We start from the raw sequence: 23,358 nt of genomic DNA, 5'->3' as shown, positions 1-23,358 counted from the left end.
TCAATCGGCGACCAAAACGGGAGGAAACAATGAAGCCGATCTTGCGACAAACCCTGCCGCTGACCGCGTTGATCGCGGCGACGGCCATTTCGATCGCCGCCTCGGCTCGCGCCGAAGTGCCTGCAACCTGCGTCAAGGGCGTCGATCTCGCGACGCTTGGACCGAAATCGATCGTCGGTCAGGGGCCGCACGGCGAGAAGGCCGCCTCGCCCGAAGTGCTGGCGCTGTCGGACGCCGATGCCGCCAAGATCAGGGAGAAGCATTTCAAGGTCGGCATCTCCATGCAGACCGTCAATCTCGACTGGGCGCAACTGCAGATCCAGGGCATCACCGATACGCTGAAGAAGTACGGTGTGACCGTCACCGGCGTCGCGTCCGCCGAATATCAGGTCGACAAGCAGATCGCCGATATCGAGAACACCATCCAGCAGCATCCGGATGGCATCATCTCGATCCCGGTCGATTTCACGGCGACCGCACCGACCTACAAGAAGATCGCCAAGGCCGGCATCAAGCTCGTGCTGATGGACAGCATCCCGACCGGCCTGAAGCATCCGGAGGAATATGCCTCCATGATCTCGGCGGATAGCCAGGGCAACGGCCTGATCGCGGCCCAGATCCTGGCGTCCTGCGTCGCGCAGGGCGGCACCATCGGCCTCGTCAATTTCGGCGTCGATTATTTCAGCACCAACGAGCGCACCAAGGGCGTCCGTGAGTGGATGCAGAAGAATCGTCCCGACATCAAGATGAAGCAGGTCGACTTCACCGACCCGCCGAAGGTGTCGCAGATCGCGGGCGACTTCCTCACCGGCAATCCGGATATCAAGGGCCTGTTCGCGGTCTGGGACCAGCCGGCGCTCGATACGCTGAGCTCGATGCGCGCGCAGGGCATCGACATTCCGGTCGCCACCGTCGATCTCGGCCTGCAATCGGCGATCGAGATCGCCAAGGGTGGCCCGCTGAAGGCGACCGGATCGCAGCGCCCCTATGACCAGGGTGTCGCCGAAGCGATGGCCATGATGAACGCGCTGCTCGGCAAGGAAACGCCGGGCTGGATCGGTGTGCAGTCGCTGCCGGTGACGCAGTCCAACGTGTTGGAATCCTACAAGACGGTGTTCAAGAAGGAGCCGCCGCCGGAGCTGACCGACGCCTGCAACAAGGCGAAGCCTGCCTGCAACTGAGCCGCAGGAGTGCGATGCGTGGTCCCGCGAGCCCGCGCATCGTGAGCAGCCTGATCCGGGCGTGCCAGCCCCCGCTCGGATTAGGTTGCGCTGGTCACGTACTCGACGGGAAGGCTACGGAAGTGCTTGCGCATGTCCGCTGACGCCGCGCCGCCGACGATGATGCGCGAGAACGCGCCGATATCGGAGAAGAACGCCGACTTGAGGCTGCCGAGCTTGCTGGCGTCGATCACCAGGATGCTTTCCATCGCGGTCTCGATGACGGCCTGCTTGACGGCGACCTCGTGAAAATTCGAGCAGCTCGCGCCGCGGGTCCAGTGCACGCCGCCCGCGGAGATGAAGGCCTTGTTGATGCCGAGCCGCCGCAGATAGGATAGGCCGTCGTCCGACGCAAAGGACTGCGACGACGGATGGTAGAGGCCGCCCATCAGCATCACCTGCGTGGCCGGCCGTCGCGTGACGATCGACGCCACGTTCATCGAATAGCAGATCACCGAAAGCGGCAGGTCCTCCGGTAGGCAGTCCGCCAGCGACTGCATCGTCGTGCCGCAATCGATGAAGATCGTATCGCCTTCCTTGATCGAGGCCGCGGCAGACCGGCAGGCCAGGCGCTTGTCCTGGGTGTGCTGATCGATCTCCTGCTCGAACGTGTACTTGACCCCGGTCGGCGACGCCGCATTGACGACGTAGCCGCCGAGCAGCGCCAGCGCGGCGTCCGGCCCGGCGAGATCGCGCCGGACCGTCATTTCGGAAACCTTGAGGAGCTCGGCGGCGTCCTTCAGATGCAGCGTGCCGCTCGATTCGACGGCGCGGCGCAGCCTCTGCAGGCGCTGCACGCGCGTCTCGCTTGGTCGTGCGTTCGATGTTTCAGCCATTTTGATCGCCGGGCTTGCTTATCCGATTGACAATGATCTTACAATGTTGTGAGTTTATCAACGTCGATTTGTTACAATAATAACATCCAGTCCGGCGGGCTGATCGAAGGTCGGGGACGATGTCGTCCTCAGGCAGTCGGCAAACCCCGCGGCAAGGTCAGGGGAGGATCACATGTTGCGATCGACACATTCAGTCTATCTGGCGATCTCGTCGATTCGCTAGGACGCACGGCGCCTCCATGACGCAGAGCGTCTTCATGCAGAATCCGTCCCCATTGGCCGCGCAGTCGCCTTCCCCGGGCGGCGGGCATCAGCTCCCGCGCAACAGCGGCCGCGCGCTCGAGATGGATTGGGTCGACGAGATCAGGATCAATCTGTCGGCCGCCGAACGCCGCGTTGCGAGCCTGCCGGGCCGGCGCACGGTCAAGAAGGACGCGCAGGCGGCGTGGCTTCTCAAGGCGATCACCTGCATCGACCTGACGACGCTCAATGGCGACGATACGACCGAACGGGTGAAGCGCCTCTGCGCCAAGGCCAAAGCGCCGGTGCGCGGCGACCTTCTCGAGCGGCTCGGCTTTGCCGGCCGTGAGCTGCATACCGGCGCGGTCTGTGTCTACCATCGGTTCGTGGCGACGGCCGTCGAAGCGCTCAGCGGATCGGACATTCCGGTCGCCGCGGTCTCGACCGGATTTCCCGCAGGCCTCGTGCCGCACGATCTGAAGCTGAAGGAGATCGAAGCGTCGGTCCGCGACGGCGCGCAGGAGATCGACATCGTCATCACGCGCGAGCATGTGCTGACCGGCGATTGGCGGGCGCTTTACGCCGAGGTGCAGGATTTCCGCGCCGCCTGCGGCGACGCGCATCTGAAGACGATCCTGGCCACCGGCGATCTCAAGACGCTGCGCAATGTCGCCAAGGCGTCGATGGTCTGCATGATGGCCGGCGCCGATTTCATCAAGACCTCCACCGGCAAGGAAGGCGTCAACGCGACGCTGCCGGTGACGCTCGCGATGCTGCGGATGATCCGCGTCTATCAGGAGCGTACCGGCTACCAGATCGGCTTCAAGCCGGCCGGCGGAATCTCGACGGCAAAGGACGTGCTCAACTATCAGTTCCTGATGAAGGAGGAACTGGGCCGCGACTGGCTCGAGCCGGACCTGTTCCGTATCGGCGCCTCCAGCCTGCTCGCCGATATCGAGCGGCAGCTCGAGCATCACGTGACCGGCCACTACTCGGCTTTCAACCGCCACCCTGTGGGATGAGACTCCAGCGATGAGCGTCGCAAGCTATTTCGAGACCATGGAGTATGGCCCCGCGCCGGAGGCGGACGGCGAGGCACGCGCCTGGCTGGCGCGGCATGGCGCCACCTTCGGGCATTTCATCGCCGGCAAGTTCACGGCGCCGCATGCCGGCAAACGCCTCACGACGACCGAGCCCGCCACCGGCAAGACGCTGGCGCGCATCGCGCAGGGCGCCGCCGCCGATATCGAGGCGGCGGTCAGCGCCGCGCGCACCGCGCAGACAGCGTGGGCGAAGCTTGGCGGCCACGGCCGCGCCCGTCATCTCTATGCGTTGGCGCGCATGCTGCAGCGTCACGCCCGGCTGTTCGCCGTGCTGGAGGCGATCGACAACGGCAAGCCGATCCGGGAAACCCGCGATCTCGACGTGCCGCTCGCTGCGCGCCATTTCCTCTATCACGCCGGCTGGGCGCAGCTGCAGGAGCGCGAATTCACCGATCAGGTGCCGGTTGGCGTGATCGGGCAGATCGTTCCGTGGAATTTTCCGCTGCTGATGCTGGCGTGGAAGATCGCGCCGGCGCTGGCCGCGGGCAATACGGTGGTGCTGAAGCCGGCGGAGTTCACCTCGCTCACCGCGCTGCTGTTCGCCGAACTTTCGGCCGAAGCCGGCCTGCCGCCGGGCGTGCTGAACGTCGTGACCGGCGACGGTGCCACCGGCGCGCTGCTGGTCGAAAGTCCCGGCGTCGACAAGATCGCGTTCACCGGCTCGACCGAGGTCGGACGGCTGATCCGCCAGTCGACCGCGGGCACCGGCAAATCGCTGACACTCGAGCTTGGCGGCAAGTCGCCGTTCATCGTGTTCGACGATGCCGATATCGACGGCGCGGTGGAAGGCGTGGTCGATGCCATCTGGTTCAACCAGGGCCAGGTCTGCTGCGCCGGTTCGCGGCTGCTGCTGCAGGAGGGGATCGCGGAGACTTTCCGCCGGCGCCTGATCCGCCGCATGGAGACGCTTCGCGTCGGCATGCCGCTCGACAAGGCGATCGACATGGGCGCGGTGGTCGCACCGGTACAACTCGAACGGATCAAGTCGCTGGTCGAGACCGGGGTGAAGGAAGGCGCCGAGAAATATCAGGCGTCCGGTGCCATCCCGGCGGAAGGATGTTTCTATCCGCCGACCTTGCTCTGGAACGTGCATCCATCCTCGACGGTTGCGACCGAAGAAATCTTCGGCCCTGTTCTGGTGGCGATGACGTTCCGCACCCCTGACGAGGCCGTGATGCTCGCCAACAACACGCGCTACGGCCTTGCCGCCAGCGTGTGGAGCGAGACGATCGGTCTGGCGCTCGATATCGCGCCGAAGCTCTTGGCCGGCGTGGTCTGGGTCAACGCCACCAATCTGTTCGACGCCAGCGTCGGCTTCGGCGGCTATCGCGAGTCCGGCTTCGGCCGCGAGGGCGGCCGTGAAGGCATGTACGAGTATCTCAAGCCGAAGGCCTGGAGCGGGCGCAAGGCGCGGGCCAAGGCATCGACGCTGCCGACGGCTTTTGGCGCAAGTGCCGGATTCGATGTGCCGCCAATCGATCGGACGGCAAAACTGTTCGTCGGCGGCAAGCAGGTGCGCCCGGACGGCAATTATTCGCGCCCGGTGCTCTCGCCGAAGGGCCGGCGCCTCGGCGAGGCAGGCGAGGGCAATCGCAAGGATATCCGCAATGCGGTGGCCGCGGCGCGCTCCGCCGAGTCCTGGGCGCGGGCGACGGCGCATAATCGCGCCCAGATCCTCTACTACCTTGCCGAGAATCTTTCCGCGCGCGGCGACGAATTCGCCCGGCGCATCGCCGAGATGACCGGCGTGTCGGCTGCGAAGGCGCGCACGGAAGTCGATGCGAGCATCGAGCGGTTGTTCAGCTATGGCGCCTGGGCCGACAAATTCGAAGGATCCGTCCACGCACCGCCGCTGCGCGGCGTGGCGCTCGCGATGCATGAGCCGATCGGCGTGGTCGGCGTCGCCTGTCCCGACGAGGCGCCGCTGCTCGCCTTCATCAGCCTGGTGGCGCCGCTAGTTGCGATGGGCAACCGGGTCGTCGCCGTGCCGAGCGAGCGGCATCCGCTCGCCGCGACCGACTTCTACCAGGTGCTCGAGACCTCGGACGTGCCGGGCGGCGTGGTCAACATCGTCACCGGCGATCACAGCGAACTGGTCAAGGTGCTTGCCGAGCACGACGATGTCGACGCGCTCTGGGCATTCGGATCGCAGGACGCCTCAGCGGCCGCCGAGCGGCTGTCGACCGGCAATCTCAAGCGGACTCTGGTCGATCATGGCCTCGCGCTCGATTGGTACGACAAGGCCGCGAGCGAGGGCCCGATCCTGCTCCGCCACGCGGTGCAGGTGAAGAACATCTGGATTCCGTACGGTGACTAGCGACGTCACCTCGCGGTGATATCGATGGGGTTCGGACCGTCAGAGTCCGGCGAGTTTGAACACAAGGGAAGGACGCAACATGCTCAAGGGCATCGATCCACTGCTCAATGCCGACGTACTCTACGCCCTGCGGGCGATGGGGCATGGTGATCGTCTGGTGGTGTGCGACACCAATTTTCCGGCCGACTCGATCGCGCGCCAGACGGTTCTCGGCCGGTTGCTGCGCATCGACAATGTCAACGCGGCCAGGGCGGTTGAGGCGATCCTCTCGGTGATGCCGCTCGACACCTTCGTCGACGATGCGGCCAGCCGCATGGAGATTGTCGGCCAGGCTCAGGAAGTGCCACCCGTGCAGCGCGAGGTGCAGACCGCGATCGATCGCGCGGAGGGACGGTCCTGGCCGCTGGTCGGCGTCGAGCGCCACGCTTTCTATGAGAAGGCCAAGACGGCCTATTGCGTGATCGCGACGGGCGAGCGGCGCTTCTATGGCTGCTTCCTGTTCAGCAAGGGCGTGATCGGGCCGGACGGGGAGTGACGAGATGAGCAAGAGTGGCGTCGCCGTCCTCGGCGTCTTCGTCGTCGACTTGGCGTTCCGCGCCGGCAACATGCCGGCGATCGGCGAGACGATCGCCGGTTCGGGATTCGCGATGGGGCCCGGCGGCAAGGGATCCAACCAGGCTGTCGCGGCCGCGCGGGCCGGCGCCGGCGTGAGCTTCATCTCGCGGATCGGCAGCGACGCCTTCGGCGAGCTTGCGATCAGGACCTGGGAGGCCGAGGGAATCCGGCCGCGCGTGGCGAGGACCGCGGATGCGCCGACCGGCGCGGCGTTTATCTATGTCCATGAGACGCGCGGCGACAACGCCATCATCGTGGTGCCGGGTGCAGCGGGCGGTATCGGCCCGGCCGATGTCGACGCGGTGGCGGACGCGATCCGCGACAGCCGCGTGTTCGTGACGCAGCTCGAGCAGCCGGTCGATGCAGCGCGGCGCGGGCTCGAGATTGCGCGCGCCGCCGGCAGCATCACGGTGTTCAATCCGGCACCGGCGATCCAATTCGACGATGGCCTGTTTGCGCTGTGCGATTATGTCGTTCCCAACGAGACCGAGGCCGAAGCGCTCACAGGCATCGCGGTGGGCGACCTCGCCGGCGCCCGCCGCGCCGGCGACGCCCTGTTGGCCAAAGGCGCCGGGACCGCGCTGATCACCCTCGGCGAACGCGGCGCGCTATTCCATGCGCGGGATCGCTCGCTGCACGTGCCGCCCTTCGCGTCCGGCAAGGTCGTCGAAACCACCGGCGCGGGCGATGCATTCGTCGGCGGCTTCGCGGCGGCGCTCGCGGACGGCGTCGATCCGCTCGAGGCCGCGCGGTTCGGTTCGGCCACGGCGGGAATCTCGGTGACCCGGCCGGGCACCGCGCCCGCGATGCCGCGGCGCGTGGAGATCGAAGCGCTGCTGAGGGGATGATGCTGCGATGATGCGGAATGATCCGATCAAGCATGTCTTCATCTGGCCGGCGGTGCTCGTCGTGCTGGCGATCTCGATCTTTCCGCTGATCTATTCGCTGACCACGAGCTTGCTCAGCTACCGCCTGATTCCGCCGATCCCGCCGCGCGTCGTCTGGCTTGGCAATTATGCGGCGTTGTTGCAGGAGCCGCGGTTCTGGAATGCGCTCTTCACCACGACGCTGATTGCGCTGATCGCGGTCGGGTTGCAATACGCGATCGGGTTCGGCGTCGCGCTGGCGCTGAATGCGCGGGTGCCGGGTGAGCGGCTGTTCCGCGTCGCCCTGCTGCTGCCGATGCTGCTGGCGCCCGTCGCGGTCGCGCTGGTGGCGCGCATGATCTTCAATCCGACGATGGGACCGCTCAATCAGTTCCTGTCGAAGTTCGGCCTGGTCAACCTGCCGTTCCTTACCAATGGACATTGGGCACTCGCCTGCATCATCGCGGTCGAGGTCTGGCAGTGGACCCCGTTCGTCATCCTGATGATGCTAGCCGGGCTGCAAACGCTTCCCGAAGATGTCTACGAGGCCGCTGAGCTCGAGAATGCCAGCGCCTGGCAGCAGTTCTGGGGCATTACCTTTCCGATGATGCTGCCGATCTCGGCCGCCGTCGTCTTCATCCGCCTGATCGAGAGCTATAAGATCATGGACACGGTGTTCGTGATGACCGGCGGCGGGCCGGGCGTCGACACCGAGACACTGACGCTGTTCGCCTATCAGGAAGGCTTCAAGAAGTTCAATCTCGGCTACACATCGGCGCTCAGTTTCCTGTTCCTGATCGCGATCACGATCATCGGCGTGACTTATCTGGCGCTGCTGCGGCCGCATCTGGAGAAGCGCCGATGAGCGGCCAGGGCTTGACGGGACTGTCGCCATGGCGCCGCCGCCTGGTCGCGGCCGGCGTTCTCATCTGGTGCCTGATCACGGTGTTTCCGCTCTATTGGGTGGTGGTGACCGCATTCAAGACGCCGCCCGGCGTCGTCGGCGGGCCGACCTATCTGCCGTTCATCGACTTCACGCCGACCTTGCAGCCCTTCATCGATCTCTATCAGGGCATCCGCGGCGAGTTCTTCCGGACCTTCCTGAACTCGACCATCGTTGGCCTATCCGCGGCAGCGATCGCCACGGCGATTGGCGCGATGGCGGCCTATGCGCTGGTGCGCTTCGAATTCAAGGTCCGCTTCGGCGCGGGCCTCGCGTTCTTCCTGCTCGCGCTCGGCGGCTACCTGCTGTTCAACACGACGTTCGGGTTCACCCGCCCGCAGGCCCTGTTGCTGGCCTTTCCGATCGCGCTGATCGTGGCCGTCGCCGCCAACCGCCTGCCGCTGCCCGGACCGATCCTCGGCAATGAGGACATCCTGTTCTGGTTCGTCAGCCAGCGCATGTTCCCGCCCATCGTCACCGCCTTCGCGCTGTATCTGCTCTACAGCGAGATCGGGCGGCTGGGCTTCCAGCTGATCGACAGCTTTGTCGGCCTGACGCTCTGCTACGTCGCCTTCTCGCTGCCGATCGTCGTCTGGCTGATGCGCGACTTCTTCGAGGCTGTGCCGATCGAGGTCGAGGAGGCGGCGATGGTCGACAATGTGCCGAGCTGGCGCATCTTCTTCGGCATCGTGGTGCCGATGTCGATGAACGGGCTGCTGGCGACGTTCATGATCACGCTGGCCTTCGTCTGGAACGAGTTTCTGTTCGCGCTGTTCCTGACCAATTCCAGATGGCAGACGCTGCCGATCCTGGTGGCGGGACAGAACAGCCAGCGCGGCGACGAATGGTGGGCGATATCGGCTGCGGCGCTCGTCGCCATCGTTCCCATGATGATCATGGCGGGCCTGCTCAGCCGGATGATGCGGTCGGGCCTGCTGCTCGGGGCCATCAAATAGCAAAAAACCTTGTAGGGAGGACTAGACGATGTTGCGACGGACGTTCCTGATGCTGACCACCTCGCTCGCGATGGCCTGTGCCGCGAGCCAGGCGAATGCCGCCTGCAGCCCGGACTATACCGGCGTCACCCTGACGGTGGCGTCGCAAACCGGGCCGTATATCGCCTCTGCGCTCAAGCTCGGCGCGGACGAATGGGCGAAGAAGACCTGCGGCAAGGTCAATGTCGTGGAGTTTCCATGGTCCGAGATCTATCCGAAGATCGCGACGTCGCTCACCGCATCGGACGCGACGTTCGACCTCGTCAGCTTCGCGCCGGCCTGGCTGCCGGATTTCGTGCCCTATCTCAGCGAGATGCCGAAGGAGATGCAGTCCGGCAAGGACTGGGACGATATCGAGCCGGCCTATCGCGAACGGCTGATGGTGTGGGAAGGCAAGATCTACTCGCAGTCGATGGACGGCGACGTCCACACCTATACCTACCGCACCGACCTGTTCAGCGATCCCAAGGAGAAGGACGCCTTCAAGGCCAAATACGGCTACGACCTCGCGCCGCCGAAGACCTGGAAGCAGTATCTCGACATTGCCGAGTTCTTCCAGCGGCCCGACAAGGGGCTGTGGGGAACGGCGGAAGCCTTCCGCCGCGGCGGTCAGCAGTTCTGGTTCTTCTTCAGCCATGCGGCGGCCTACACCAACAATCCGAACTATCCGGGCGCGATGTTCTTCGATCCCGAGACGATGGACGCGCAGATCAACAATCCGGGCTGGGTGAAGGGGCTCGAGGAATACATCAGGGCATCGAAGCTCGGGCCGCCCAACGCGCTGAATTTCTCGTTCGGTGAGGTGAACGCTGCCGTGGCCGGCGGCCAGGTTGCGGAATCGATCGGCTGGGGCGACACCGGCGTCATCGCCGCCGACCCGAAGCAATCGAAGATCTCGGGCAAGGTCGGTTCGGCGATGCTACCCGGTTCGGACGAGATCTGGAACGCCAAGACCAAGAAGTGGGACAAGTTCCCGAGCGTGCTTCCGGGCCCGTTCATGGCATTCGGCGGCTGGCAGATCGCGGTGCCGAAGGCCGGCAAGAACCAGAAGGCGGCGTGGGATTTCGTCAAGACACTGACAAGTCCTGAAGTGTCGGGCCAGGCGGCGATCACCGGCGGCAGCGGCGTCAATCCCTATCGCAAATCGCACACGGCCAATCTGCAACTGTGGAGCAAGATCTTCTCGCCGGAAGAGGCCAAGGAATATCTCGGCGCGCAATCGGACTCCATCAATGCCAAGAACGTCGCGCTCGACATGCGTCTGCCCGGTTACTTCTCTTACACCGAGGTGGTCGAGATCGAGCTCGGCAAGGCGCTGGCCGGCCAGACCACGCCGCAGGCGGCGCTCGACGCGATGGCCAAGGAGTGGAATCGGCTGACCGACGAGTTCGGCCGGGCCAAGCAGCTCGCGGCCTATCGCGCGGCGATGGGCCTTCCGCCGAAGAACTAGCTTTCCAGTGAGACGTCCCCGGATGATGCGCGAGCATCGTCCGGGACTTTACTTGCCGTCGATGAAGGGACGGAAAAGGAATCCATGGCGCACGTCGAGATCGAGAATGTCAGCAAGGCATACGGGCCCTACAAGATCATTGAAGGGCTCGACCTCAACGTGGCCGACGAGGAGTTTGTCGTGCTTGTCGGCCCGTCCGGCTGCGGCAAGACGACGACGTTGCGCATGATCGCAGGACTGGAGGCGGTGACGAGCGGAACCATCCGCATCGGCAATCGCGACGTGACGCAATTGCGTCCTGGCTTGCGCAATTGCGCGATGGTGTTCCAGAACTACGCGCTCTATCCGCATATGACGGTCGGAGAGAACATCGGCTACGGCATGAAGGTGCGGGGCGAATCGCGCGCCAGCATCGAGAAGGCCGTCAATGACGTGGCGCGCGTGCTTGACCTCGAACAATATCTGCAGCGCCGGCCCAAACAGCTCTCGGGCGGGCAGCGCCAGCGCGTGGCGATCGGCCGCGCCATCGTGCGCAGCCCGGATGTGTTTCTGTTCGACGAGCCATTGTCCAATCTCGACGCCAAGCTTCGCATCGAGATGCGGACCGAGATCAAGGCGCTGCACCGCCGTCTCGCCAAGACGATCGTCTATGTCACGCACGACCAGGTCGAAGCCATGACCATGGCCGACCGCGTCGTGGTGATGAACCGCGGCCGCATCGAGCAGGCGGCCGATCCGATCACGATCTACGAGAAGCCCAGCAATCTCTTCGTCGCCGGCTTCATGGGCGCGCCCAGCATGAATTTCATCCATGGCGAGCTAGTCGCCCGCGACGGCGCGCTCATTTTCACCGAGCCGTCGGGCACTGCGTTGAGAGTGCCGAAGTCACGCGAGGCGGCCTATGCCGGCAGCGTCGGCAAGCCCGTGGTGCTCGGCGTCCGGCCCGACCATGTGTTGCGGCAAGACGCATCGACAGGCTCTTCCGTCCGAATCCTTGTGAAAGACGTGGAGCCGCTCGGGCCGCACACTCTGGTGATCGGGACCGTCGGCCCATTCGCGTTCACGGCGCAAATGCCGGTCGGCGTCGCCGCGGAACCGGATCATGTCATCGACGTCGCGCTCGATCTTGAGCGAACGCACTTATTCGACAAGGCGTCTGGGACGGCTATTTGCTGATCCGCCGCAGCCTGGCTCGACAACCGCCTGCCTAGCTTAAGAAACCTCGCGCGCGCCGGACCGTATCGGACGGATACAGGCCGAAGGCCGAGCGGTACACCGCAGCGAAACGGCCCATATGCGTAAAACCCCACTTCAGCGCGACTTCGCTGATCGGGAGCATGTTCTCCGGTCGCGACAGTTCGTCGTGGATGGCCTCCAGCCGAATTTGTCGCAGATAGGCGACCGGCGTCGTGCCGTGGATTTTACGAAAGCCCAATTGCAGCAACCGGCTGCTGACCCCAACCGTTGCGGCAATATCCGAGATCGTCAGCGGCAGATGCGGATTGGCCCGCATATACTCGACCGCACGCCTGATGTAGCGCGGCGGCGCATCCCGCGGGTGGCGGCTCAACCGGTCCGTCAACCGATGAGGAACGTTCTCAAGGATGAGCTGTATGGCTGCTTCCGATAGCAGCGCGCTGGCTTTCGGAGAGCGTACCAGGATCCCGTCATACAGACCGGTGGTGCTCGTGCGGACAAGCTGAAGAAGGGTCTGTCCAACGCCGGTCGACAAGTCGACGATCGGCGTTAGGTTGAGATCTTCCAGCGCCGTGCTCCCGAACGTCGCAGACAGCACCTTGGCAACTAGGCCCGTATGCAAGGTGAGCGTGACGCTTGAGTATCGTCCATCGACCGCTTCGACCCGCTGCGCTTGCATCGTCGGAAGGGGGACGATGGCGATCTCGGAGGGGGTCCGCTGGATGCTCTTTCCTGCGATGAGCATTTCGGCCTGGCCGGCATTCAGCAGGCTTATTGCAAGCTCTCCGGCAGATTTCTCGTAAGAATAGCGCCAATCCCAACCGGCCGACAGATCGGCCCGCACGACGTCAAGTTCCGCGCCGATGGCTATGTCCGCATGCCAGCGAAACGATTCGTCAGGCCGCGGCGAGGAATGCGCATTGATCCCGTGGGGGTGGAGCATTTCAAGGAGTTCTTCGAACGAAGATCCCGATCGCGTGGGAGGTGCAGCGAGTACGTCTTCGACCATCAAATCCCAACCATCGGATGATTGCTGTTTCGCGGATTGCCCGATCCATCAGACCGGTTTTCCGCTGTTCAGGGCGTCCGCCACACGCATAGACCGCATCACCACACTAGCACAGCTTTGGTGATTTCGGGTCGCGTGCCCTTTCTCACAATTTCTTCAATATCCGAATAGCGAACAGAATATCCAGGTCGCGCAATCGAGCCGCGAAAGCTGACATTTGATCTCATCCGCTCGCCGGCATCGCGCGAACGTTCCGATTCAATCCGCCGCGCCAACGTTCGAGAGCACCAGCGGATGCACAGCATTCGCGATCGACTGCTCTAGCCACAATCCGAACGCCTGCATCCGGAATGCGACGTCGTCCATGGACTCGTAGCCCATTTGGCCTAAATCGTCACGACCAACTCAAACGGGTTATGAAAGCATGCTTACAAGGATTACTTGCGTACTCGCGCTTACAGTTCTTTCGTCCATGCCTGCGCTGGCCGATGGTTGCGCAGATCACGTCCAGAGCACCGGCGTTCCCATGGTAACGGGCATGACGCACAAGACCTGGATGATCTTCCCGTCGGTCAATCCCGGTGCCGCCCTCGACAAGGTGTCCCGCGCCGTTCTGGCGGAGGGCTTTGTCGGTGTGAACGTCGACAAGAAACTCGGCACGCTGACCACCCAGCAGGACACCACCGGATCCGGCCGCCCACAAACGCTGCAAGTCGTCGTCCGCAAGGACGGCAAAGGCAGCCGCGTCGATGCGATCTTCAGCTTGCCGCCGGGACAGTTGGCTCCAGGTGTCGGCGATAACCTCTGCCGCGTCGTGAACGCGGCCGGCCAATGAACTTCGCCCATCTGTGAAGCGGGCTGACGCGCGAATTGTAACCGGCCGCGCGTGTCCGGGTGTCGTCCGGTCCGGAACCAGACGAGTTCATCCAAGTCGAGGGAATCGGGACGCAGGTGCCGGCCTGCGCCCACAGCAATGAAGCAGGAGATATGATGCGCAGGGCTCGCTTTGTGAAAGTTGTTTTGATGGCGACCACCGGTGCCGTGGTGTTTTCGGCCTCCGCCATTTCGGCTCCGTTGCAGCACGGTACCGGCGTTGCGGCGGCAGTGCCATCGTTGACCGAGAAGGTTTGGTGCCGTTACGGGCAGTGCTATGACAATGGCGGCGGCGCTGCCGTCGGCGGACTGGTCGGTGGCCTCATCGGCGGCGTCATCGCGGCCGGCGCAGCCAACGCCGCCGCGCAGCAGGAAGCTGCCGCCGCCCAGCAGCACGCGGCGTCCTGCGCCCAGCGCTATCGCTCGTACGATGCGGCGTCGAATACGTTCCAGGCAAAGGACGGCCGGCGGTATCCCTGCCAGTGAGACTGCCGCAGGCTTGCGGCGCCGGAACGGGGAGGAAGCGAACCCGCCGCTCCAGACAATAGCCCTCGGCGCCACGCTGAGCACGAATGGAGCTCCGGCCCGTGAGCCGGAGCAGGCGTTCGAGCGCCCCAGGAGCCGCAAACGCGGCTTCTGCCGGCGAATTGGCCAGGATCTTTGATGAACGGGTTCCCGCTCCGTGCCTGGATGCGCGGATCGAGAGGCTTCATCGGGAATCGCAGAGCGGGCAGCCCACGGCGGCTTCTGACGCGACCGTTTTCCATGCTATCACGCGATCCGTCGAAACTGCGCTCGTGGCAGGATCTGCCCGAACCTTACGAATCCGGATCTCGATGATGCTGTCGCTTCCCAAGACCAAAATACGCGTGCTGCTGCTGGAGGGCGTGAACGAATCCGCGGCCCGGATGTTTGAGGCGAACGGCTATACCGAGCTGCAGCGTCTGCCCAAGGCGCTGGGACCAAAAGAACTCAGGCAGGCGCTGTCGGGCATCCACATGCTGGGAATTCGCTCGCGGACCCAGTTGACCGCGGACATCCTGGAGGCCGCCGACCGATTGCTCGTTGTCGGCTGCTTTTCGGTCGGCACCAATCAGGTGGATCTCGACGCCGCGCGGAAGCTGGGAATCCCCGTATTCAACGCGCCATACTCCAACACCCGCAGTGTGGCGGAGCTGACCATCGCCGAGATCGTGATGCTGTTCCGCCGGATCTTTCCGCGTTCGGTCTCCGCACATGCCGGCGGCTGGGACAAGTCCGCCGAAGGCAGCCGCGAGGTGCGCGGCAAGACGCTCGGCATCGTCGGCTACGGCAACATCGGCTCGCAGCTGTCGAACCTCGCCGAAGCCATGGGCATGCGCGTGATCTATTTTGATCAGACCGACAAGCTCCGCCATGGCAATACCGAGCCCGCCGAATCGCTCGACGCGTTGCTCGCAGCCAGCGACGTCGTATCGCTGCATGTGCCGGAGACGCCGGCCACCGCCAACATGATCGGCGCCGCCCAGCTCCAGCTGATGAAGCCTGAGGCCTATCTGATCAACAACTCGCGCGGCACCGTGGTCGATCTCGATGCGCTGGCGAGCGCACTGCGTGGGGGCCGGCTGGCGGGTGCCGCGGTCGACGTGTTTCCGGTCGAGCCGGTGTCGAACGAGGCGCGCTTTGTCTCGCCGCTGCAAGGTCTTCCCAACGTCATCCTCACGCCGCATGTCGGCGGTTCGACGGAAGAGGCGCAGGATCGGATCGGCGGCGAAGTTGCACGCAAGCTGATCGATTATTCCGATGTCGGGTCGACCTTCGGCGCGGTCAATTTTCCGCAGGTGCAATTGCCGGCGCGACCGACCGGCACCCGTTTCATCCATGTTCATCGCAACGTTCCCGGCGTCATGCGCCAGGTCAACGACGCGGTCTCCCGGCACGGGATCAACATCCTGGCGCAATATCTGCAGACCGATCCGGAAGTCGGCTATGTCGTGCTCGAGACCGACGTTGTCGGCGGCGAGGGCGAGGGATTGCTGGCCGATTTGAGAGCGATTGACGGCACGATCCGCGTGCGGGTGCTGTATGACGCGAACCGGCCGCAGGGGTGATCGACTTCGTCAATCCGCCGAGAAGCCGAACGGCACGCTCGAGGTCCTGAAATCGTCCGGAAGAATCTCGCGTCCGATCGGCGGCGCCGACCGCGCCGCGCATCTCGGCCGATGGCAGACCCGGCATGCGACGCCGATCGGCGTCGGCTCGTCGGCATTCGGTCCCTGTCCGTCGCGCGTGTAGATCAACTGGCCCGCATGTTCGGCGGCGCAGCCGATCGCGATCGCCCGCTCGACGCGGATGGCGCCGAACGCGCCGCCGCCGGCGGTCACGGTGCGGGCGATCGAAAAGAACCGCTGTCCGTCGGGCAGTTCCAGCCATTGGGTGACGATCTGGCGCGGCGTCTTGAAGATGTCGTGCACTGACCATAGCGGACATGCACCGCCGTGCTTTGCAAACGGAAAGCCGGCGCCGTCAAGCAGCTTGGAAATGTTGCCGGCCGGATCGACCCGGATCAGGAAGAACGGGACCTTTTCGAGACCCGGCCGTTGCAGGGTCGTGACGCGATGCGCGACCTGCTCGAAGCTGGTGCCGAATTGACGCGCCAGCGCCTCCAGATCGTAGCGGCGGGCCTCGACCGCTTTCGCGAACACCGAATACGGCATGATGAGTGCGGCGGCGGCGTAGGCCGCAAGCGCACGGCGCGCCAGCAGCTCGGCGCTTTTGGTCGTGAACTTGCCGGCTTCGACGGCGGCGCCGATCTCGTTTTCCAGTTCCAGATAGGCAAGTTGCTTGGCCAGCTGAAAATTGAGCCCCGCGGTATCGAGCGAGTCCTCGAGCAGCAATTGTCTGCGATGAAGGTCCAGTCGCCTGATCGAACCCAGCATGACGTTCGGCGGCAGATAGCGGACCTGGAGTTTATGTCGCTCCCGAAGCCGCTCGATAAATCCGGCGGGCCCGGCAGGTTCGTGGACGAGCCGCTCGGCGGCATCGTCGAGGCTGGCAAAATTGTTGCGGCGCGCGGCGAGAAAACGTCGGACCTCCGCAACGGGATCGTTGGCGTCAAAGTTCTCCTGGCCCGGTGAAGCGATCGCCATGTCCGGAGCCCTGCGCTCCGCAAGCGCCAGCTGCTCTTCGCGATAGGCGGTGTAGAGGCGCAGGAACGCCTCGGTCATTCCGGGATAGCTGACCGCGAGGTCGCTGACCTCGAGCGCGGGGATGTCGATGTCGGCAAACATCGGCTCCTTCAAGACGGACTGCATGCGGGCGGTGTGATCGGCACCGCCATCGCCAGCGAGATCAGCCAGATCGATCTTGTAGGTGCGGGCAAGCCGCAGCAGCATGTCGGCCGTCACCGGGCGCTGATTGCGTTCCAGCAGCGCCACATAGGGGGCCGAGATTTCGAGATCGGCGGCCATGTCGGCCTGGGTCAGCCCGAGGTCGCGCCGCAGCCGGCGTAGCCGCGGGCCCATGAAAACGGAACGGGCGCTTGAGGTTACCATCGCCTTATCCAAGGTTTGTAAGATTCTTACAACAATACATCGGTTTCTTGTAAGTTATGACAAGTTTTCCGCGCCAGGTCTAGCTCCCGATGACGCCGCGCGTCACAAATGGTGCAGTTATTTCGTCACCGAAGGGATCACGGACATGAACTTCCAACCGCGCGGGATCAGCGACCGGGCCATCCAGGGACCGGCTTCGTATCAGAGCGAGATCGAGGCGGCCGAAGCGCTGCTCAAGGGCAAGGACACCTGGAACGGCGTCACCGCCGAAGCCGTGGCGCGGATGCGCCTGCAGAACCGCTTCAAGACCGGTCTGGATGTCGCCCGTTACACGGCTGCGCTGATGCGCGCCGACATGGCGGCCTATGACGCCGACAGCACCAAGTACACCCAGTCGCTCGGCTGCTGGCACGGCTTCATCGCCCAGCAGAAGCTGATCTCGGTCAAGAAGCACTTCGGCAATACCGACCGCCGCTATCTGTATCTTTCCGGCTGGATGATCGCGGCGCTGCGCTCCGAGTTCGGCCCGCTGCCGGATCAGTCGATGCACGAGAAGACCTCGGTGCCGGCCCTGATCGAGGAGCTCTACACCTTCCTGCGTCAGGCGGATTCGCGTGAGTTGAACGATATCTTCCGCGCGCTCGATGTGGCCCGCAAGGAAGGCGACAAGGCCAAGGAAAAGGCGCTGATCGAGAAGATCGACAACTTCCAGACCCACGTCGTGCCGGTCATCGCCGACATCGACGCCGGCTTCGGCAATGCCGAGGCGACCTATCTGCTCGCCAAGAAGATGATCGAGGCGGGCGCCTGCGCCCTGCAGATCGAGAACCAGGTCTCCGACGAGAAGCAGTGCGGCCACCAGGACGGCAAGGTGACCGTGCCGCACGAGGTGTTCATCGCGAAGATCCGCGCCTGCCGCCATGCGTTCCTCGAGCTCGGCGTCGAAGACGGCATCATCGTGACCCGCACCGACTCGCTCGGCGCCGGCCTGACCCAGCAGATCGCCGTGAGCCACAAGCCCGGCGACATCGGCGACCAGTACAACAGCTTCCTTGATTGCGAGGAAGTGACGGCCGCCAACGCACGCAACGGCGACGTCATCATCAACCAGAACGGCAAGATGATGCGTCCGAAGCGTCTGCCCAGCAACCTCTACCAGTTCCGTCCCGGCACCGGTGCAGATCGCTGCGTGCTCGACTGCATCACCTCGCTGCAGAACGGCGCCGACCTCTTGTGGATCGAGACCGAGAAGCCGCATATCGAGCAGATCGCCAGCATGGTCGATCGCATCCGCAAGGTCATTCCGAATGCGAAGCTGGCCTACAACAACTCGCCATCGTTCAACTGGACCCTCAACTTCCGTTGGCAGGTCTATGACGCGATGAAGGAAGCCGGCCAGGACGTCAGCAAGTATAACCGCGCCGAGCTGATGAAGGCGGAGTACGACGACACGCCGCTGGCGAAGGAAGCCGACGAGCGCATCCGTACCTTCCAGGCGGATTCGGCCAAGCGCGCCGGCATCTTCCATCATCTGATCACGCTGCCGACCTATCACACGGCTGCGCTGTCGACCGACAATCTCGCGAGGGAGTATTTCGGCGAGCAGGGCATGCTTGGATACGTCAAGAACGTGCAGCGCGCGGAGATCCGTCAGGGCATCGCCTGCGTCAAGCATCAGAACATGGCGGGCTCCGACATCGGCGACGATCACAAGGAGTACTTCGCCGGTGAGGCTGCCCTCAAGGCGGGCGGCGCCCACAACACGATGAACCAGTTCGGCTAATCGATCGAACGGATCATTCCGACATCGGCTGGACAGGCTGGCGCGCGAGCAGCCTTGCCTGTCCGCCTTGGCGGGGCGATTTTCGACCACGGTAACGCGGTCGAGATCGCCCCGCGACTTTTTTAGGCCCGCTTCCCCTCGAGCCCGCCATTTGCAGAGGTTCGCGCGTTCCACGCCCGTGTGGTAATGCGTCGCTGCGATCTTGAGGGCATGCCACGCGATGACTGTCGGGCACTACGCATCCGCCGTCACCAGCTCCGCCGTGATGGAACTGCTGAAGCCGTTCGATCCCCGTATCGTCGGAACGCTGCCGCTCGGCCTCGCCGTGCCCGGCAGCGACATCGATATCGTCTGCCATGCGTCCGACCCGAACGCATTCGCGGACATCGTTTGGGCTCACTATCAAGCGTGCGATGATTTCGTCCTCTTCCGGTGGACCTCGGGAACGCGGCCGGTGATTGCGCGCTTTGTGTGCGATGGCTGGCCGTTCGAACTGTACGGTGATCTGCGTCTGGTGGAGCAACAACGAGGCTGGATCCATTTCAAGGTCGAACGGCGGCTGCTTGCGCTTGATGATGGAGGGCTGCGGCGAGCCGTCAGGGAATTGAGGGCGGGCGGTCTCAAGACCGAGCCTGCGTTCGCTACCGTGCTCGGGATATCGGGCGATCCCTATCGTGGATTGCTTGAGCTCGCGGCCGAAACGGACGCCGAGTTACGTGTCCGGCTCGCGGCGTGCGATTTCGGCTGAGAGACAAATTGATAGAACGGCTTCATTCGCCCGGAACGAGGTGGCCGACCGGCTGCCGCGCGAGCCGCCGGTGCCTGCGACGGGACAGATAAAGCAGCAGGCCGGTCACGGCGAATAGCGGCATCATGGCGGCGGCCAGCATGAAGGCGAGCTTGCCGGGCCATCCCAGGATGGCGCCGCGGTGGATGTCGAGCACGCTGGCGAGGACGCGTTCGCCAAACGTCTTGTCGGCGTAGCGATCCGATGAGATGACGCGGCCGGTGAGGGCATCGATACGGAATTCGTCACGCACGGCCTCGCGCGACGAGTCCCGCGGCCATGACCGCACGCGCACGGCCGTGCCCGCGCCGGCCGGCATGGTCAGGAGGGCCCTACCGTAACTGTTGTCCTCCTGCTGCAGGAACGCCGACCAGGCGTGATCGAAGGCAAGCGGCTTTGCCTCGGCCTTCGCTTCGGTCTTAGCTTCACCCTTGCTCTCGGCGCCGCCGCGCGGCGGCTTGGACTGTATCGCGTTTGCCGTGGCCTGAGGCCGCGCGAACAGCCAGTTGGCGCCGGCCTTGTACCACTCGAACGAATACCACAGGCCGGTCAGCGTCATCACCAGATAGACCGGCAGCACCCAGGTCCCGATCACGGCGTGCAGCGAGCGATGCAGGCCGCGGCCGCGCAGTCCCAAATTCGGCTTCAGCCACATCTTGACGCTGCGCGCACGACGCGGCCAGCGCAGCACGAGGCCGGTGATCAGCATCACGATCAGGCAGATCGCGGCTGAGCCGGTGATCTTGCGGCCGATGCCATTGCCGTCGCCCGGCAACAGCAGCCAGCGGTGCAGCTTGCGGACGGTTGCGAAAAAGTCCTCGCCGCGCGGCGAGCCGAGCACGTGCCCATCATAGGGGTCGACATAGACCGAGGACGGCCGCGTGCCGCCTTCGCTGCGAGCAAAACGGATGCGGGCCGCGGCCGATGGATCGCTCGACATCGTCACGGCCGAGACCTTGCCGAAATCGCCCGCCGCCGCCAGCCGCGCGATCAACTCGTCCGGCGTGAGCCGCCGGGCTGCACTGGCCTCGACGTGCATCATCCGACTGTTCAGGCTGGCCTCGATCTCATCCTCAAAGGCCATCGTCGCGCCGGTGAGGCCGACCACGGCCCACAGCAGCGCCAGCACGAGGCCAACCAGGGAATGGACCTGCAGCAGTGCAGCCTTGATTGGGCGCCAAACGTCACTCATCAGAATTTCACCGTCGCCGAGAGCGAGAAGCGCCGCGCGTCGCCCATCGCGACCGTCAGGATGCTGTTGGCCGAAGGGTAGTAGACCGTGTCGAACAGGTTCTTGACGTTGAACTGGTAGATGACCGAGAACGACTGGACCTTGGTCTCGTAGGTCGCAAACACGTCAGCGACCGTGTAGGCCGGCAGCACGAAGCTGTTCGCGGCATCGCCCGGCCGGTCGCCGACATAGCGCGCGCCGCCGCCGAGGCGAAGCCGGCCGGGCAGGGTGGTGCCGAAATCATAGACGAGGTAGAGCGATGCGGTGTTCAGCGCGACGTTCTGCAGGGCCTTGCCGGCGAGCGTCGGGTCCTCGGTTACGCGTGCGTCGGTATAGCCATAGCTGCCGATCATGCTCCAATTGTCAGTCAGCCTGCCGGTGACGTCGAGTTCGACGCCGCGCGAGCGAACCTTGCCTGCCGTACGGTACTCGACGATACCAGTCGTGGCGTTGAGCTGCGAAACCAGCACGTTCTTCTTGTCGATGTCGTAGAGCGCAAGTGTGCCGGAGATCTGCTTGTTGAAGTCGAACTTGACGCCGGTCTCCCACTGGGTGCCCTCTTCGGGCGCGATGTTGGACCCGATCACGACGCCGCCGGTAAGCGGCGCGATGGTCGAGGTGGGTTTCAGCGATTGCGTGTAGCTCGCATAAAGCGAGACCTGGTCGGTGAGCTTGAAGATGGCGCCGCCGAGCGGCAGCACCTTGTCGGCCGAGACATTGGTATTGGTGATGAACGGGCGGCCCTTGCCGGCGAGCTGGTCGTAATCCATGTATCGTACGCCGCCGACCAGCGCGAAGCGCTCGGTCAGATGCAGCGTGTCCTGGAAGAACAGCGACCACTGGCCGAGCTTGTCGGTCTGCGCGCTATCGGCGGCGGACACCGTCGTCCCCGGCGTGATCAGCCCATAGATCGGATTGTAGAAGTTGAAGCTCGGCGTCGCCTGCCGGATCAGGTCGTCGCGGTAGATCGTGCGGTACTGGCCGTCACCGCCGAACAGCACCTCGTTGCGAATGTTGCCGAGCCAGACATTGCCCTGCAGATAGGAGGTGCCGTAGCTGGCATTGCTGAGCGAGCCCCATGTGCCGTCATTGCTGCGGGTCTCGACGCCGGTCTTGGCGTTGACGCCGGTGATGCGAAGCTGGTTGGCGCTGAAGGTCTCGGTGTTGTAGCTGTAGGCCGCGAACAGCTTCCAGTCCTGGTTCAGCCGGTGCTCGACCGACGCCTGCATCAGGTCGGAGGTGCCCCACATGTTGTTGAAGGGCTCGTCGAGCCGGCGCGTCGCCGGGATCGCCAGCGGCGCCTTGGTCACGGAATCGAATGCGGTGCCGCGGTCGAACGGCGTGATGAATTCGCGGTGCTCGTAGTTGAGCTGGACGGTGGTGTTCTCGCCGTACCAGGCCAGCGACGGTGCGACCAGCATTTCGCGATGGCGCCCGAAATTGCGCCAGTAATCCTCGCTCACGCCATAGCCGATAAAGCGATAGGCGAGTCCGCCATCGCCGATCGGGCCGGTGATGTCGATGGTGCCGTCGGCTCCGGTCCTGGAGTTGGCATAGGTCGAGCCGAGCAGGGTCACCGAACCATGCTGGTAGAGCTCGGGGCGCTTGCTGATCGTGTTGACGATGCCGCCGGGATCCATGATGCCGTACAGCAGCGACGCCGGGCCCTTCAGCACCTCGACGCTTTCGACCGCTGCGTTGAGGCTGCGGCCCTGCACCAGCGGCATGCCGTTGCGCATGATCGAGCCGTCGCGGTTGTCGCCGAAGCCGCGGCGCATCACCGCATCCTGGGTGCCGGCCAGCGTATTGGCCTGGGTGACGCCGCTGACATTGGCGAGCGCATCGTCGAGGTTGCGCGGCAGCTGATCCTTCAGCACCTGCTCGGGCACAACGTTGACCGTCTGCGAGGTGTCCAGCGGCGAGCCGCCGCTGCGCAGCGTGGTTGGGCTTGGCATCGCGCGGTAGTGCAGCTTGGCTTCGTTGAGCGCCGCGGCGGCAGCTGCCGCGCGCTCCGACGGTGTCGGCGGCGCCGGTTGGGCATTCCGGCTGCGCTGCCGTGCCGCGGCGGCAGCCAGCGTTCGCTGCGCCGGCTTTGCCGCGGCGGCCGGCTTGCGCTTCGGCGTCGGTTGGTCGACCGAAACAGGCGGCAACGGGACGCTCGATCGGGCGTTTGCCTGCGTCGCCACGGAGGCGACATCGGCGAGCAGGAATGCTGCGCCGATCAGCAGATGGGTGCGGCCCTTGTCGGCGGCATTTCGACGGTCGCCGACAACCCGGCCATCAGCATTCACAGGCACTCTTGGACTTCCGATTCACGCGAACTCGTTCACGGCGCGCCTCTAGCAGTCGGCGTGCGCGAA

At 64.4% G+C, this 23,358-nt stretch carries 19 protein-coding genes; 14 read left to right on the top strand and 5 right to left on the bottom strand.

What is annotated here, in order from left to right; all coding sequences use genetic code 11:
- The first annotated feature begins 29 nt into the window (after window positions 1-29).
- Window positions 30-1,181 (top strand): substrate-binding domain-containing protein, encoded by a 1,152-nt coding sequence (locus ACVWZM_RS07610; protein WP_057018879.1) that lies wholly within the window; start codon window positions 30-32, stop codon window positions 1,179-1,181.
- An 80-nt stretch (window positions 1,182-1,261) separates the two neighbouring features.
- Here ACVWZM_RS07610 and ACVWZM_RS07605 read toward each other — a convergent pair whose 3' ends face one another.
- Window positions 1,262-2,056 carry a DeoR/GlpR family DNA-binding transcription regulator gene (locus tag ACVWZM_RS07605; RefSeq protein WP_057018878.1) on the bottom strand — a complete coding sequence of 265 codons (795 nt, stop codon included), beginning with the start codon at window positions 2,054-2,056 and terminating at the stop codon, window positions 1,262-1,264.
- A 257-nt stretch (window positions 2,057-2,313) separates the two neighbouring features.
- On the opposite strand from ACVWZM_RS07605, the gene deoC reads away from it, so the two are divergent.
- The 8 genes from deoC to ACVWZM_RS07565 all read left to right on the top strand — a co-directional run bounded on the left by deoC (window position 2,314) and on the right by ACVWZM_RS07565 (window position 11,761).
- A complete protein-coding gene (gene deoC, locus ACVWZM_RS07600) occupies window positions 2,314-3,318 on the top strand; it encodes a deoxyribose-phosphate aldolase (RefSeq protein ID WP_076829160.1) in 1,005 nt (334 codons plus the stop codon).
- 10 nt (window positions 3,319-3,328) lie between these two features.
- Complete coding sequence (locus ACVWZM_RS07595) at window positions 3,329-5,716, top strand: aldehyde dehydrogenase family protein (RefSeq protein ID WP_456852320.1); 2,388 nt, start codon at window positions 3,329-3,331, stop codon at window positions 5,714-5,716.
- A 79-nt stretch (window positions 5,717-5,795) separates the two neighbouring features.
- Window positions 5,796-6,251 (top strand): RbsD/FucU family protein, encoded by a 456-nt coding sequence (locus ACVWZM_RS07590; RefSeq protein ID WP_057018876.1) that lies wholly within the window; start codon window positions 5,796-5,798, stop codon window positions 6,249-6,251.
- A gap of 4 nt (window positions 6,252-6,255) precedes the next feature.
- Complete coding sequence (locus ACVWZM_RS07585) at window positions 6,256-7,179, top strand: ribokinase (protein ID WP_076829081.1); 924 nt, start codon at window positions 6,256-6,258, stop codon at window positions 7,177-7,179.
- A 7-nt stretch (window positions 7,180-7,186) separates the two neighbouring features.
- On the top strand, window positions 7,187-8,062 hold the full coding sequence (locus ACVWZM_RS07580) for a carbohydrate ABC transporter permease (RefSeq protein ID WP_057018874.1): 876 nt from the start codon (window positions 7,187-7,189) through the stop codon (window positions 8,060-8,062).
- Entirely contained in the window at window positions 8,059-9,096 is a 1,038-nt protein-coding gene (locus ACVWZM_RS07575; RefSeq protein WP_057018873.1) for a carbohydrate ABC transporter permease, read from the top strand. Before ACVWZM_RS07580 ends, ACVWZM_RS07575 begins: the two co-directional genes overlap by 4 nt.
- 49 nt (window positions 9,097-9,145) lie before the next feature.
- On the top strand, window positions 9,146-10,585 hold the full coding sequence (locus ACVWZM_RS07570; RefSeq protein ID WP_456856633.1) for an extracellular solute-binding protein: 1,440 nt from the start codon (window positions 9,146-9,148) through the stop codon (window positions 10,583-10,585).
- 84 nt (window positions 10,586-10,669) lie between these two features.
- Window positions 10,670-11,761, top strand: a complete 1,092-nt coding sequence (locus tag ACVWZM_RS07565; protein ID WP_253587685.1) for a sn-glycerol-3-phosphate ABC transporter ATP-binding protein UgpC — start codon at window positions 10,670-10,672, stop codon at window positions 11,759-11,761.
- A gap of 31 nt (window positions 11,762-11,792) precedes the next feature.
- Here the strand turns inward: ACVWZM_RS07565 and ACVWZM_RS07560 are convergent, their stop codons facing one another.
- Window positions 11,793-12,791 (bottom strand): helix-turn-helix transcriptional regulator, encoded by a 999-nt coding sequence (locus ACVWZM_RS07560; protein WP_233475793.1) that lies wholly within the window; start codon window positions 12,789-12,791, stop codon window positions 11,793-11,795.
- Between the two features lie 538 nt (window positions 12,792-13,329).
- Here ACVWZM_RS07560 and ACVWZM_RS07555 point away from each other — a divergent pair.
- The 3 genes from ACVWZM_RS07555 (at window position 13,330) to serA (ending at window position 15,754) form a co-directional block, all read left to right on the top strand.
- Window positions 13,330-13,626 carry a hypothetical protein gene (locus tag ACVWZM_RS07555; RefSeq protein ID WP_229192252.1) on the top strand — a complete coding sequence of 99 codons (297 nt, stop codon included), beginning with the start codon at window positions 13,330-13,332 and terminating at the stop codon, window positions 13,624-13,626.
- A gap of 188 nt (window positions 13,627-13,814) precedes the next feature.
- Window positions 13,815-14,150 carry a BA14K family protein gene (locus ACVWZM_RS07550; RefSeq protein WP_229192251.1) on the top strand — a complete coding sequence of 112 codons (336 nt, stop codon included), beginning with the start codon at window positions 13,815-13,817 and terminating at the stop codon, window positions 14,148-14,150.
- Between the two features lie 350 nt (window positions 14,151-14,500).
- Window positions 14,501-15,754 carry a phosphoglycerate dehydrogenase gene (serA, locus tag ACVWZM_RS07545; RefSeq protein ID WP_057018869.1) on the top strand — a complete coding sequence of 418 codons (1,254 nt, stop codon included), beginning with the start codon at window positions 14,501-14,503 and terminating at the stop codon, window positions 15,752-15,754.
- A 9-nt stretch (window positions 15,755-15,763) separates the two neighbouring features.
- Here serA and ACVWZM_RS07540 read toward each other — a convergent pair whose 3' ends face one another.
- Complete coding sequence (locus ACVWZM_RS07540) at window positions 15,764-17,197, bottom strand: helix-turn-helix domain-containing protein (RefSeq protein WP_076829069.1); 1,434 nt, start codon at window positions 17,195-17,197, stop codon at window positions 15,764-15,766.
- 145 nt (window positions 17,198-17,342) lie between these two features.
- On the opposite strand from ACVWZM_RS07540, the gene ACVWZM_RS07535 reads away from it, so the two are divergent.
- Window positions 17,343-18,980 carry an isocitrate lyase gene (locus tag ACVWZM_RS07535; protein ID WP_168858848.1) on the top strand — a complete coding sequence of 546 codons (1,638 nt, stop codon included), beginning with the start codon at window positions 17,343-17,345 and terminating at the stop codon, window positions 18,978-18,980.
- Between the two features lie 220 nt (window positions 18,981-19,200).
- Window positions 19,201-19,728, top strand: a complete 528-nt coding sequence (locus ACVWZM_RS07530; RefSeq protein WP_168858849.1) for a DUF4269 domain-containing protein — start codon at window positions 19,201-19,203, stop codon at window positions 19,726-19,728.
- Between the two features lie 22 nt (window positions 19,729-19,750).
- Here ACVWZM_RS07530 and ACVWZM_RS07525 read toward each other — a convergent pair whose 3' ends face one another.
- Window positions 19,751-20,959, bottom strand: a complete 1,209-nt coding sequence (locus tag ACVWZM_RS07525; protein ID WP_076829068.1) for a PepSY-associated TM helix domain-containing protein — start codon at window positions 20,957-20,959, stop codon at window positions 19,751-19,753.
- The gene (locus tag ACVWZM_RS07520) at window positions 20,959-23,289 is read right to left on the bottom strand and encodes a TonB-dependent siderophore receptor (RefSeq protein ID WP_253590486.1); all 2,331 of its coding nucleotides are present in this window, start codon (window positions 23,287-23,289) and stop codon (window positions 20,959-20,961) included. The genes ACVWZM_RS07525 and ACVWZM_RS07520 overlap by 1 nt, the downstream gene beginning before the upstream one ends.
- Window positions 23,290-23,358 lie beyond the last annotated feature (69 nt).

The organism is Bradyrhizobium sp. USDA 4501, assembly GCF_054062115.1.
Note: the sequence above shows the minus strand (reverse complement) of the source record. Positions and strands in the feature narration are given on the sequence as shown.